13 protein-coding genes are annotated in these 12,910 nt (G+C 52.8%); all 13 read right to left on the reverse strand.

The features are described 5' to 3' along the window. Positions 1 to 49: 49 nt before the first annotated feature. The 13 genes from FYJ78_RS02360 to FYJ78_RS02420 are packed head-to-tail and all read right to left on the reverse strand — an operon-like array spanning position 50 to position 12,787. Complete coding sequence (locus tag FYJ78_RS02360) at positions 50 to 517, reverse strand: chemotaxis protein CheW (RefSeq protein WP_154619776.1); 468 nt, start codon at positions 515 to 517, stop codon at positions 50 to 52. Positions 518 to 532: 15 nt separating this feature from the next. Then, positions 533 to 2,593: a chemotaxis protein CheA gene (locus FYJ78_RS02365; RefSeq protein WP_154619777.1), complete on the reverse strand. Its 2,061-nt coding sequence runs from the start codon at positions 2,591 to 2,593 to the stop codon at positions 533 to 535. Positions 2,594 to 2,615: 22 nt separating this feature from the next. After that, complete coding sequence (locus tag FYJ78_RS02370) at positions 2,616 to 3,833, reverse strand: protein-glutamate methylesterase/protein-glutamine glutaminase (protein WP_328597615.1); 1,218 nt, start codon at positions 3,831 to 3,833, stop codon at positions 2,616 to 2,618. Between the two features lie 28 nt (positions 3,834 to 3,861). Further along, entirely contained in the window at positions 3,862 to 4,545 is a 684-nt protein-coding gene (locus FYJ78_RS02375) for a flagellar brake protein (RefSeq protein ID WP_154619778.1), read from the reverse strand. Between the two features lie 18 nt (positions 4,546 to 4,563). Next, a complete protein-coding gene (locus FYJ78_RS02380; RefSeq protein ID WP_154619779.1) occupies positions 4,564 to 5,454 on the reverse strand; it encodes a MinD/ParA family protein in 891 nt (296 codons plus the stop codon). Position 5,455: 1 nt separating this feature from the next. After that, positions 5,456 to 6,790 carry a flagellar biosynthesis GTPase FlhF gene (gene flhF, locus FYJ78_RS02385; protein WP_328597616.1) on the reverse strand — a complete coding sequence of 445 codons (1,335 nt, stop codon included), beginning with the start codon at positions 6,788 to 6,790 and terminating at the stop codon, positions 5,456 to 5,458. Continuing rightward, on the reverse strand, positions 6,791 to 8,878 hold the full coding sequence (gene flhA / locus FYJ78_RS02390) for a flagellar biosynthesis protein FlhA (RefSeq protein WP_154619780.1): 2,088 nt from the start codon (positions 8,876 to 8,878) through the stop codon (positions 6,791 to 6,793). Between the two features lie 34 nt (positions 8,879 to 8,912). After that, the gene (gene flhB / locus FYJ78_RS02395; RefSeq protein WP_154619781.1) at positions 8,913 to 10,040 is read right to left on the reverse strand and encodes a flagellar biosynthesis protein FlhB; all 1,128 of its coding nucleotides are present in this window, start codon (positions 10,038 to 10,040) and stop codon (positions 8,913 to 8,915) included. Further along, on the reverse strand, positions 9,994 to 10,776 hold the full coding sequence (gene fliR / locus FYJ78_RS02400) for a flagellar biosynthetic protein FliR (RefSeq protein ID WP_154619783.1): 783 nt from the start codon (positions 10,774 to 10,776) through the stop codon (positions 9,994 to 9,996). The genes flhB and fliR overlap by 47 nt, the downstream gene beginning before the upstream one ends. A 19-nt stretch (positions 10,777 to 10,795) precedes the next feature. Beyond that, positions 10,796 to 11,065 (reverse strand): flagellar biosynthesis protein FliQ, encoded by a 270-nt coding sequence (fliQ, locus tag FYJ78_RS02405; protein WP_154619784.1) that lies wholly within the window; start codon positions 11,063 to 11,065, stop codon positions 10,796 to 10,798. Positions 11,066 to 11,094: 29 nt separating this feature from the next. Next, positions 11,095 to 11,895: a flagellar type III secretion system pore protein FliP gene (fliP, locus tag FYJ78_RS02410; RefSeq protein WP_154619786.1), complete on the reverse strand. Its 801-nt coding sequence runs from the start codon at positions 11,893 to 11,895 to the stop codon at positions 11,095 to 11,097. A gap of 5 nt (positions 11,896 to 11,900) precedes the next feature. Next, positions 11,901 to 12,425 (reverse strand): FliO/MopB family protein, encoded by a 525-nt coding sequence (locus FYJ78_RS02415; protein ID WP_154619787.1) that lies wholly within the window; start codon positions 12,423 to 12,425, stop codon positions 11,901 to 11,903. Continuing rightward, the gene (locus tag FYJ78_RS02420; RefSeq protein WP_014423701.1) at positions 12,425 to 12,787 is read right to left on the reverse strand and encodes a response regulator; all 363 of its coding nucleotides are present in this window, start codon (positions 12,785 to 12,787) and stop codon (positions 12,425 to 12,427) included. The genes FYJ78_RS02415 and FYJ78_RS02420 overlap by 1 nt, the downstream gene beginning before the upstream one ends. Between the last annotated feature and the right edge of the window lie 123 nt (positions 12,788 to 12,910).

Genomic DNA, 12,910 nt, shown 5'->3' on the forward strand with positions numbered 1-12,910 from the left:
TGAATGGGACGTACCGTGAAGCACGTCCCGTGTCCACACGGCCGGATGTTTACTTTCCCTCTCCCGCCGTGCCGATAATCTCTTCCAGATTCAGCATGATGATGAGACGTCCGTCCACATTGCCGATGCCGCTTAAAAAGCGGGACCCGCTCTTATCATTCATCGCCTTTTTCGTATCGATCGGCTTGCTGTCAATCGTCAATACCTCCGTAACTGCATCAACGAGCATGCCAACATGCAGATCATCGATATTGACTGTGACGATCCGCGTATCATCCGTATACGGGGTCTCGGCCAAACCCAGCCGCTTTTTCAGGTCAATAACCGGCAAAACCGATCCGCGGAGATTGATGACCCCCTTGATGAAGTCAGAAGAAAAAGGCACACGCGTGATATCGGTGAGATTGCGGATTTCCTGAACATTCAGGATGCTTACCCCATATTCTTCATCACGAAGCTTGAAGGCAACGACCTGACGTCCTTCATCCATCTCATTCATTTTATCTTCATTTGCCATCCCAAAAACCTCCTCTTACTGCTGCATCATCGTAGCGACATCCAGAATCAGTGCCACACGTCCATCGCCCAGAACCGTTGCTCCGGAGAACATCTTCAGTCCGGCAAAAAGATTGCCCAGCGTCTTAATAACGATTTCCTGCTGTCCGATCAGATTATCCACAACGATACCAGCTTTCGCTTCGCCGGCATGGACCACAACGACAAAGATCTCATCCGAATCCTTGACATGCGGAACCTGCAAGGTTTCCTCCATACGGATAATCGGAATGATTTCACCGCGAAGTACGATGACCTCTTTATTCCGGACGGTCTTGATATCCGTCGGCTGAATATTGATCGTGCTGTCGATCGAACCGAGCGGAATCGCATACATCTCTTCCTGAACTTTGACCAGCATAGCCTGAATGATAGCCAGCGTCAGAGGCAGCTTGATCTTGAATACCGAGCCTTCATCGATTTTCGTCTCAACATCCACATGGCCGGATAACGCTTCGATCTTGCTGCGGACTACATCCATGCCGACGCCGCGTCCGGAAATATCCGTGATCTTATCCGCCGTAGAAAAGCCCGGCAGGAAGATCAGGCGGACTGCATCGGCATCGTCCATCTTCTCGGCATCTTCCTGACTGATCATGCCTTTCTCCACGGCTTTGCGGCGAATGACATCCGCATTGATCCCCGCGCCGTCATCCGTCACCATGATGACGACGTTGTTGCCCTCATGGCGGGCAATCAGACCGACCTCACCCGTACGAGGCTTGCCTTTTGCCTCGCGTTCGTCCGGATGCTCGACACCGTGATCCAGAGAATTGCGGAGCAGGTGCATGATCGGATCGCCGATCTCGTCGATGACCGTACGGTCCAGCTCTGTTTCCTCACCTTCAATGGTCAGGTTAATCTCTTTATTGAGTTCCTTCGAGACATCGCGCACCATACGCGGGAAGCGGTTGAATACCGCGCTGACCGGCACCATGCGGACTTTCATGACGATATTTTGCAGGTCCGTCGTAACGCGGTCCATCTGTTCCAGCGTCTCAGTGAGTTCGGCCAGGCGATGCGTCTGACCGATCTGTTCCAGACGAACCTTATTGATGACCAGCTCGCCCATCAGATTCATAAGCGTATCCAGCTTTTCGATATCGACACGGACAGACTGGCTGGCATGATGCTGCTTCTTGGCCGGCGCTGCCTTTGCCGCAGATTTTGCCGCAGGCTTGGCTGCAGGTTTGGCTGCAGCTGCGGGGGCCGTCTTCGGCGCCGCTTTTTCTTCTTTTTTAGGCTGTGCAGCCGGCTCCGGTGCAGCGGACTTCGCATCAGGATCTACGATCTCCGTCTCTATCTTTTCAATCTCGGAAATACTGTTCAGCGCGTCTTCCACCGCTTTCGCATCAGACGCGGTAATGACCAGTACATCAAAAGAATGGTCAAATTTTTCCTGTTCCAGATCCTCAGCCGACGGCACTGATTTAATGACATCCCCCAGCTCATCGAGTGCGTTCATGACCATATACGAACGAGCGGACTTAAGCAGACAGGTATCCGCCAGCGTAACGCGCACATGGATGCCGAGCAGGCCGCCCTCCTTTGCCTGATGGAGCACATCGCGGTCCACATCCGTCAGTTCTATGCCGGCAGGAGCAGGTTCCCCAGCAGACTGTTCCTGCTTGGCTGGCGAAGCGGCGGAAACGGGCTCCCCTTTGGAAATGGCACTCAGCTTGGCCACAAGATCCGTTACATCCACAACATCTTCCGATTCACCATCGCCAACGCTGTTAATCATCTGTTCCAACGAATCCAGACATTTAAACAAGGTATCAATGATATCTTCATTGAGCTTCAGCTGTTCTTTGCGAATTAAATCGAGAACATCCTCCATCTCATGCGTCAGTTCTGCAATCTTATTGTAGCCCATCGTCGCCGACATACCCTTCAGCGTATGCGCATTGCGGAAAATCTCATTGACGACCGATACGTCTTCGGAATTCTCTTCCAAACTCAGAAGGCCCTCATTCAGGGACTGCAGATGTTCGTGCGATTCATCCAAAAACATATCCATATACTGATTCGTATCCATGCGTATTCCCCCTATATCCTTTCTATCTCCTTACCGCTTTGACAATCGCCCGGGCAATGTCCTGAACAGGACAAACTTCGTCAGCCAATCCAGCCTCTACGACGACTTTCGGCATGCCATAAACCACGCAGGTCGCTTCATCCTGAGCAATACTATACCCACCGGCCGCCTTGATTTTTTTCATTCCTTCGCAGCCATCGCTTCCCATACCGGTCATGATGACGGCGACCAACTGCCTTCCCAGCGATGCAACCGAATCATACATCACATTGACCGCAGGGCGATGATTGCCGACCGGAGGATCCTGTCCGAGACAAATATACATTGACGTCTGCCGAGCTTCAACTCTCAGATGATAACCGCCGGGCGCGATATATACATGACCCGGCCGAATGAGTTCTCCGTCCTCCGCCTCCTTGACCGCAATCCGGGAAATGGAGTTCAGCCGGTCGGCCAGTGCCTTGGTAAAGCCAGCCGGCATGTGCTGAACCACCACGACGCCGCACGGAAGATCGGCCGGCAGCTGCACAATGACACGCTGCAGGGCCTGCGGCCCGCCGGTAGAAGTACCGACTGCAACCAGACGACAGCCGGCCGGCCGCGTTTCTGAGCCCGCTGCCGGTATGATATTCAGCTTATTCATCCCGTCCGGCAAAGGACTTCGTTTTTTCAGCAGCGGATTTTCCCGTCTGGCCAGCCGTACCGCATGAGCTGAAGTCGGCTCTTTGGAAGTTGTTGGCGGCCGCAGCCCATGGCGCGTTGAAAGTTCAATCCGCTTTTTCACCGGCAAAGCAGCAGGCGGCTCCTTTGCCATCACAATCGGCTGCACATGCGCACGCGCCGCGTTGCGGCATTTACTCAGGATCTCCTCCTCAATCGTATCGATGCTGGAGATCGATCCGCCGGCCTTACTGATGAAATCCACTGCGCCAAGACTCAGCGCCTGTATCGTCGCTTCCGTCCCTTCCTGCGTCAAGCTGCTCAGCATAACGACGGGAAGCGGACATTCCTTCATGATGACGGCCAACGCATCCAGTCCGTTCATCACAGGCATGTTGACGTCCATGGTCATCAGATCCGGTCTCTGTTCCTTGACTTTGCTGATCGCATCCCTGCCATTGAGCGCCGTTCCCACCAGCTCAAAATCCGGCTGCCGGCTGAACAAGTCCCCCAATACTTTTCGCATAAATGCCGAATCGTCAGCGACCAAGACACGAATCATCTCGTTCACCTCGTTCACACAGTCCTTCTGCATGCTGCTTCAGGCTTCAATGAATAATCCCTCTGGCAATCCGCGTCCGCTGTACGCCAAACAAATAGCGGACAATCTTGTTGCTGATTGCGCGGGAAAGATGCTGAAAGGATGCGCCGACATGATATACCGCAACGCCGTCTTCCCTGTCAATCCGGGTACAACGGGCGATCTGGCACATCAGCTCGCCGGCCTCGATGTCGGGAATAGCACTCAACTCGACGGCAGCTTTCGAACCGATTTTCACCGCATGATCCAGCACGAAGCAGATCCCGTTGCCGCTGAGATCCACCATACGGGTGGAAATCGGCTCCATTATGGTACCTTCCTCGTCAACCAGACGCACACAGACAGGCAGGTTCAGCTGAATTCGCACAAACTCCCTGTTCTGATGGCGCTCGACTTCCTGCGGTCTGGAAATATACCAGACCGGTATCTGATTGTCGCTGCTGCCAGCGCCATAGAATTCCGAAAAAAAGCGATAACGGCACTGCTCACCGACAGCCAGCGCATACAAGCGCTCGCCCCTCCGGGGGATAACCGGAATCCGCTTGCTGTCCATGGGCATTGCCACGATCAGACGGTCATCCGTCATATCCTCAATCCGGCTCGCATACCGCACGTCGCTGTCTTCCACAAAAAACTCCACGCGCTGACCGATCCTTAAAACTTTCCCTGCTTTAATTAATTCGCCCGCCATATAAAAGTTCCTCCACGTTTAACGCGCAAAATTAAAAATTTGTCGCAAAAAACCTCTCCATCCCCTCGTCACAGTCATAGGCCGATCATAGAGCAAAGAGGCGGCCATCGCCTGAATGCAGCGGGAGGCCGTCCCGCCGGGACTGGCGACCAAAAACGGAATCTGACGGCGCACAGCCTGCATGACGGACCGATCCTCAAAGACATAGCCGAGACAGTCAATGTTCATGTGAAGGAATCGCTCTGAGGTCTGCTGAAGCTTCGCTGCGACGTCACGGCTCTCCGATTCATCATAAACGCGATTGATCACCAGACGGATTGCCTGCCGGGAGGCATACATACTGTATGCTTTCATGACGGCATACGCATCCGTAAGCGCAGTCGGCTCCGGCGTCGTAACCAGCAGCACCTCATCCGCTGCCAGAACAAAATCCATGACATTTCGCCCAAGCCCTGCACCAGTATCAATGAGGATCACGTCCGCCATCTCCCCGCAGTCCGCCAGCTTCTGCATGAGACACTGACGCTCCGCTGCCGTGAAGTCGACGGCCTTTTCAATGCCTGATCCCCCTGAAATATACGTCACGCCATAAGGCCCCTGAATGAGGACATCCTTCAGCGAGGTCCCCTCATCCAGCAGGTGAAGCAGATGTTTTCCCGACCTTGTACCCAAAACCACATCGACATTTGCCATGCCAAGGTCGGCATCGATTACCAGAACGCGCTGGCCAGCCATCCCCATGGCAATGGCCAGATTAACGGTCAGGTTCGTCTTGCCGACGCCGCCCTTCCCGCTGGTAATAGCCAGCACTCTTGCCTCGCCGCTGGAAGCAGGCGGATTCCATCGCCCTGCTTCATACTCCGTTTTTCCGCCAACCAGCTGGCGTAATCGTTGCGCCTGATCTCCCATGTCATTCCCTCAGCAGAAGCTGTGCCAAATGTTTCGATGTTGCCGGCTCAATATCATCAGGGACGCTCTGCCCATTCGTCAGAAAGGATAATGCGATCTCCCTTTTTGCCAACAAATTGAGAATTAAGCCGACACTGCTCGTTTCATCCGTTTTGGTGAAAATCACACAATCCGGGCGGCAGACCGAAAATTTATCCAGAATATCCGAGGCATCCCGGCCCTTTGTCGTCGCACTCATCACCAGATGGCGCTCAATATGCGGATGGACAGCCAAAAAATCCTGCAGCTCCTTCATCTGATATTCATTGTGCTGACTGCGGCCGGCCGTATCGATAAGAATCAAATCTTTATCGCGATGTTTGTGGATCGCCACCTTGAGTTCATCCGGAGAATAGACAATTTCCAGCGGCAGGCCGATAATATCCGAATAGGTCTTTAGCTGTTCTACCGCCGAAATTCGATACGTATCCGCGGTAATCAATGCGGCCCGAACATGCTGCTCCAAAACAAAGCGCGCTGCAATCTTTGCCAGTGTCGTCGTCTTTCCCACGCCGGTAGCACCGATGAGTGCCACAATCCGCGGGCGGCCCTGACCCAGCTGTATCCCCTTGGAAAAATGAACGGTCTGTCCGAGATATGCCGCCAGCACGTCGACTGCCTTCCCGTCCAGACTATCGAGCAGGGTATCTCCTGCCGGCATTTTCGCCGCCATGTCCTTGAGAATTTCTTCATCGACTTCCTGCCGGCGCAGTGCCTCCTGAATCGATACCTCCCCCTGTGTCTGCTCCCGGCTCATAACCTGAGCCAGCAGGGTTTTCATCTGCGCCAGTTCCTCTTCCAGCTGCTGGATCTTTTCCGTATCTTCCGGACGAGAGGATGCCGCCTCTTTCTGACGGTTCATTTCCCGTTCATCTCCCCTCTGATTCTTCGGTGCATATTCGGTTTTGGGGCCTGTCGGAAGCGGCGGAGCCGCAGATGGGGACTGCGTCTCTGCCATATGTACACCCGTTTCGGTTCCATTCGTCTTGTACCGGGACAGAACCTGATTGGGAAGAACCGGCGCGGCCGGAGAAACGATATCCAGACGTCCGCCGGACGGCCGCCCCGCATGGTCGGTCCGCCCGGTCCGTGCTTGTACACGCTGCTTTTTCACCGTTTTGGTATCCTGATCTTCAATGGCCGCCGTTACTTCCACGACTTCACGGCTGTGATACCCGAGAAAGCCGCCTTCACGATACTTTTTGGTATGCAGGATAACTGCGTCGCTGCCCAGTTCTTCTTTCACCTGCTGCATAGCTTCCTTCATGGTCGGAGCCTTGACTACTTTAATCTGCACTTAAATCTTCACCACCCCAAGGATCTGGATTTCCACACTTTGATCAATTTCCGCATGAGAAAGGACAATCAGCCCCGGCACAGAACGCTCTACCAGCTTGCGGAAGTAAAGGCGCACAGCCGGACTTGTCAGCACAATCGGCTGATACCCCATATCCGTAAGCTTCGGCAGTGTATCATTGAGCGCCTGAATCAGCTTCTGCATGGAATCCGGATCAATGCTTACATAAGAACCATGATCCGTATGCTGCACAGCGCCGGCGATCCGGTTTTCCAAAGCCGGATCCAGGGTAATACACGGCAGCGTTCCATTCTGAACATTTTGCTGGGTAATCTGGCGGGCCATGGCATGGCGCACATATTCCGTAAGGATTTCCGTGTCCTTTGTTGCCCTTGCATAATCGGAAAGCACCTCGAGAATCGTCTCCATATCGCGGATCGAAATGCGCTCCCGGAGCAAATTGGCCAGCACCTTCTGAATCTCGCCCACTGTGAGAAGCTCTGGAACCACTTCGTCCACCAGCGCCTGATTGCTCTTCTTGAGATTGTCGATAAGGTTCTGCGTCTCCTGACGGCCCAAAATCTCATCGGCATGCTGTTTAATCACTTCGGTCAGATGCGTTGCCAGCACAGATACGGCATCTACTACAGTATACCCGTTGAGCTCTGCCTGCTCACGCTCGTTTTCCGGGATCCACAGCGCGGGAAGTCCAAAGGCCGGCTCCGTCGTCTCAATGCCGGGAACTTCCTCGAACACCGTTCCGGAATTCATCGCCAGATAATGGTCCAGCATGAGTTCGCCTTTGGCGATCTCAATGCCTTTCAGCTTGATAATGTAAGCATTGGGCTTGATCTGGATATTATCCCGAATCCGAATAGTCGGAACAACGAGTCCCAGCTCTAACGCGCACTGACGGCGAATCATGACGATACGATCCAAAAGGTCTCCGCCCTGACCCGTATCCACCAGCGGAATCAGCGAATAACCGATTTCCAGCTCCATCGGATCAACCTGCAGCAACGAGACAATATTTTCCGGCGTCGTCGCTTTCTTTTTCTCCTGTACCTTTTTGGCTTCCTGCTGTGTTTCTGCCTTGACTTCCGTACTCTTGCGCAGAAGGCGTCCGATCAGGAAGCAGCATGCCGCCAGAACAGTAAACGGAAGTCCGGGCAGCCCCGGCACCAAAGCAAAGAAAAGCAATACGCCGCTCAGAATGAAAAAGATACGATCATTGCGGAACAGCTGACCGACCATATCGCTGCCCAGATTGCCCTCTGCACCGGCACGCGTAACGATAAGGCCTGTCGCCGTAGAGATGAGCAGCGCCGGAATCTGACTGACCAGTCCTTCGCCGACGGTCAGCAGGGTATATGTCTGCAGGGCCTGAACTGCTTCCAGATTGCGCTGCAGCATGCCGATGACAAAACCGCCCGTAATATTGATGAACATGATAACGATCGCGGCAATCGCATCGCCCTTGACAAACTTGGAAGCACCATCCATCGCGCCGAAAAAGTCTGCCTCATGCTGTATCTTCTCACGCCGTATTCTCGCCTCGGCATCCGTGATCGCCCCTTGATTCAAATCCGCATCAATGGACATCTGCTTGCCCGGCATGGCATCCAATGTGAATCGGGCCGACACCTCTGCGACACGCTCCGAGCCCTTGGTGATAACGATGAAATTGATGGCGACAAGAATGATGAACATGATAAAGCCGACCACCGGATTACCGCCGACAACAAAATTACCAAAAGCCGTAATCACTTCTCCGGCATACCCATCCAGCAGAATCAATCTCGTCGACGAAATGTTCAGGGCCAGCCGAAACAGCGTCGTAATCAGCAGCAGCGAAGGAAAAATGGACAGATCCAACGCTTCCTTATTATAGATGACCGACATAACCACCAGCAATGCGATCGTGATATTCAGACAGATCAACATATCCAGCAGCAGCGTCGGCAACGGAATAATCATCATGACAACGATCGTTATAATCGCGACGGCAATCATAACATCACTGTATTTTTGAACGAAACTGCCTTTGCCAAATACATGGGGCGCGGCAGCTGCCTGTGGTGCAGCCATACACAAATCTCCTTATCCTGAATATGCTTGCGGATCATGCGCGCCGTCGATGTTTCAGACGGTAAACATAAGCCAAAACCTCGGCCACAGCCTGATAGAGCTCTGCCGGAACCAGATCTCCGACTTCCGTGCTCGCATAAAGCGCCCGGGCCAGCGGCCGGTTTTCAACGATCGGCACATGGGCCTCCCGCGCAATATCCTTAATCCGTCTGGCCACAAGGTCCTGCCCCTTCGCGGCGACGCGCGGCGCCGGCATCCCCTTGCTGTACTGGAGCGCAACGGCAAAATGAGTCGGGTTTGTGACGATAACGTCGGCCTTCGGCACTTCCTGCATCATGCGCGACATTGCCATCTGACGCTGCTTCTGCCGGATCTTGCCCTTGATCTGCGGATCTCCCTCCGTCTGCTTCATCTCGTCCTTGACTTCCTGTTTGGTCATCTTGAGGTCCTGAGTCGTCTGCCACTTCTGATAGCCATAATCCATCAGACCGAGCAGAAAAATCACACCGATCACCTGAAACGCCATATTGAAAACGATCTTGGACATCTGCCCGAGACTGGTTGCGAGATCAAAATAGATAAACTGAGGCATAGCCAGCAGCTGCCGGGATAAGAATCGGTAAAGAAAGTAGCCGATGATCAGAATTTTCAGCAAGGACTTAATCAATTCTACCAGTGACCGCTTGGAAAACATCCGGCCGAATCCATTGATCGGATTGAGTTTATCCGGCTTGAAGCTAATTGCCTCTGTATTAAAATTCAGCCCTACCTGAAAAAGATTGACCGCCAGACCGACGATCATAATAGCCAGCATGATCGGCAGTGCCGTCTGCGCCAGCAATTCGATGATACCGATAAAAATACGGATGATATTCTCGGTATCAACCGGCTGATTGGGATGGCTGAGTATATAGGTGGTATACGTCGCGATGGACGTATAGATATGCTCCCACAGCGCCTGAATGATCACAAATCCGATCAGCAGGACAAATGCTGTACTCAGCTCCGTACTGCGCCCGACCTGACCTTTTTTCTTCGCGTCAGATCGTTTCTTGGAGGTCGGCTCTTCGGTCTTGTCTCCGGCAAACCGCTGCAAATCGAAGCAAAACGGCGATTTATTGCAGGGCCTGCAATGCAATTCTGATGTTTCCATACATTTCATTGAACAACACATCCAGAAAAAGCACATAAAACGGCAAAATCATTGAAAGGATCAAAACGCCCACCGTCAGCTGCATCGGAATGCCTACGACAAAGATATTCATCTGCGGCATCGTACGAGCAAGAATCCCCAGCCCGACATTGGTCAGCAGAATGGCAAACGTCACCGGCATAGCAATCTTCATTCCCGTGAGGAAAATCCCCGTAGTGAAATTGGCAATGATGAGCGGAAGCGAAAGGTTCGGGCTCATGGTCAGCATCGGCACGGCCTTGAAGCTTTCAAACAAGGATGCGATAATCATATGATGCCCGTTTGTCACCAAAAACACGATGATGCTCAAATTATAAAGAAAACTTCCGATAAGCGGCATCTGCTGACCGGAAGTAGGATCCATGACATTGACAATAGCAAATCCGACCTGCATATCCATGACCTTGCCCGCCATCGTAATCGCAGAAAACGAAATATAGGCCACAAACCCGATCAGCCAGCCGATAAAAAGCTCCGAGAGCACTGTGCCGGTATAGGCCAGCACAGATGCCGGCGCCTGTATATCCGCCAGATGATCCACAACGGGAAACAGGACAATGGCAAAGGCCAGCGAAGCCGCCGCCCGGAAATATACGGGAATGTTCAGGCTGCCAAAAAACGGAGAAATGACAAAGATGCCGCTGACCCTCGTCAGCAGCAGCAGGAAAACAGCCGCATGCCCCTGCAGAAGCTCAAAGAAATCCATGCCTGCTTCCCTTCCTCATTCAGCCGATATACGACGGCAAATTCACCAAAACATTCGTCAGATATTCCACCATGATCCGCAGCATCCATGGGCCAAAGATCAAAATAGCGACAAACACCGCAATAATCTTCGGAATAAACGCCAAAGTCTGCTCCTGAATGGACGTCGTAGCCTGAAAGACGCTGACCATCAGGCCGACAATCAAGCCCAGCCCCAGCATCGGCGCAGAAACCAGCATAACAATGAACAAGGCTTCCTGCCCCATTTGGACGACGAGATCCCCGGACATTGCACACCGCTCTCCTTCCCCATACTACACTATTTGAAGCTAACAATCAACGACTTGATCAGCAGGTGCCACCCATCTACCATGACGAAAAGCAGAATCTTGAAGGGCAGCGAGATCATTACCGGCGGCAGCATCATCATCCCCATGGACATCAGCGTACTCGCCACAATCATGTCGATGACAATAAACGGGACATAGATCATAAAACCGATCTGGAATGCCGTTTTCAGTTCGCTGACGATAAAAGCGGGGATCAGCGTGAAGGTAGAAACATCCTCCGGACCATCCGGACGCTCCGCGTCGGACAGATTGACAAACAGCGCCAGATCGGATTCCCGCGTCTGTTTGAACATAAACTCACGAATCGGCTCCGCTACATTGTTCAGGGCCTCTTCTTGTGTGATCTGCCCGGCCAGATACGGCTGTATCCCGTTTTCGTTTGCCTGCCCCCAATAAGGTGCCATAATATAGAAGGTCAGAAAAAGCGACAGAGCGATCACCACCTGATTGGGCGGCACGTTCTGCGTAGAAAGCGCATTGCGCAGGAAGCCAATGACCACGACAATACGGACAAAGGATGTCGTCATAATCAAAATGCCTGGTGCAAGCGACAAAATGGTCAGCAGCGCCATAACCTGCAGCGTCACCGCAACATCCTGCGGTTTGCCCGCAGTTCCCACATCGACGTTGACCGTTGGAATCAATGGAGCGGCACATGCGTTTTTTGCAATCAGCAGCAGGAAGAAAACTCCTCCCAGCAGGATCAGAATATCCCGACGTTTCAAGCACCTACAACCCCTTTTTAAGCGCAACTCACGTAAGTTATCCATGTCGGCTATTTCCTGAACAGCGGCGGCACCTTCCGCACCAGCTCAGATAACGTGCCAAACTGCTGGGAAAACATCTCAGGAACAGGCGGACCGCTCCGACCCTCCCGCCGCAGCCGGTCAATCTCCTCCGGATCCGTAATCTCAGACAACAAAGTTATCGAGTGTTCTGTCACCCCAAGAAGAAAGACGCGCCCTGCCATCTCCACCGCACAAACGGAGCGGTTCGGGCCCAGAGGAAGATGCGACAGGATCGCCCCTCCATACCCCATTTTCTGACGGGCAAAATGACCGCCCAGGAAACGGGCAGCAAAATAAGCCAGCCCCACCACAAATGCAAAAATGGCAAAAAGGCTGACCAAATAAGCAATCGTTGACCACCAGGAAATGGACGACGGACGCGGATCCGCATTTTCATAGCCGGCAAGATAGCCCCCGCTGGCGGCCGTATCAGCCGCCAAAGCAGGATCTACCATGAGGAGGAGCAAAAGCCCACCCGCAACAACCGTCAGTACAATGGTTTGCTTCTTCATCAGCCTACAGCTTTGCGAACTGCCTCCAGCACGCGGTCCGCCTGGAACGGCTTAACAATGAAGTCACGGGCGCCGGCCTGAATCGCCTCAATGACCATAGCCTGCTGTCCCATTGCACTGCACATCACGATCTTGGCGTTCGGATCTACTTTCTTGATCTCTTTGACAGCGCTGATGCCATCCATCTCCGGCATCGTTATGTCCATGGTTACAAGATCCGGTTTGAGCTCCTGATATTTTTCCAAAGCTTTCATCCCGTTCTCGGCCTCGCCGACGACCTCATAGCCATTCTTGGAAAGAATGTCTTTAACCATCATTCTCATGAATGCCGCGTCATCAACGACCAATACTCGTACTGCCATGTTTCATCTCTCCTCATCTAAAAGAATTCCAATCAACGTGATCCCATCACAATCTGTTTAATTATATCGAAAAGTCTTGTGGAACACAAGCGCTTCTCTTTTATCTTTCATCCCGACAAACCG

This window comes from Wylensekiella montiformis, from assembly GCF_009697385.1.
GTDB lineage: Bacteria > Bacillota > Negativicutes > Selenomonadales > Selenomonadaceae > Selenomonas_A > Selenomonas_A montiformis.

Excerpts from the sequence above, each read along its gene's own strand:
- FYJ78_RS02360 (WP_154619776.1), bottom strand. The coding sequence starts at position 517 with ATGGCAAATGAAGATAAAATGAATGAGATGGATGAAGGACGTCAGGTC.
- FYJ78_RS02365 (WP_154619777.1), bottom strand. The coding sequence starts at position 2,593 with ATGGATACGAATCAGTATATGGATATGTTTTTGGATGAATCGCACGAA.
- FYJ78_RS02375 (WP_154619778.1), bottom strand. The coding sequence starts at position 4,545 with ATGGCGGGCGAATTAATTAAAGCAGGGAAAGTTTTAAGGATCGGTCAG.
- FYJ78_RS02380 (WP_154619779.1), bottom strand. The coding sequence starts at position 5,454 with ATGGGAGATCAGGCGCAACGATTACGCCAGCTGGTTGGCGGAAAAACG.
- flhA (WP_154619780.1), bottom strand. The coding sequence starts at position 8,878 with ATGGCTGCACCACAGGCAGCTGCCGCGCCCCATGTATTTGGCAAAGGC.
- flhB (WP_154619781.1), bottom strand. The coding sequence starts at position 10,040 with ATGAAATGTATGGAAACATCAGAATTGCATTGCAGGCCCTGCAATAAA.
- fliR (WP_154619783.1), bottom strand. The coding sequence starts at position 10,776 with ATGGATTTCTTTGAGCTTCTGCAGGGGCATGCGGCTGTTTTCCTGCTG.
- fliQ (WP_154619784.1), bottom strand. The coding sequence starts at position 11,065 with ATGTCCGGGGATCTCGTCGTCCAAATGGGGCAGGAAGCCTTGTTCATT.
- fliP (WP_154619786.1), bottom strand. The coding sequence starts at position 11,895 with ATGGATAACTTACGTGAGTTGCGCTTAAAAAGGGGTTGTAGGTGCTTG.
- FYJ78_RS02415 (WP_154619787.1), bottom strand. The coding sequence starts at position 12,425 with ATGAAGAAGCAAACCATTGTACTGACGGTTGTTGCGGGTGGGCTTTTG.
- FYJ78_RS02420 (WP_014423701.1), bottom strand. The coding sequence starts at position 12,787 with ATGGCAGTACGAGTATTGGTCGTTGATGACGCGGCATTCATGAGAATG.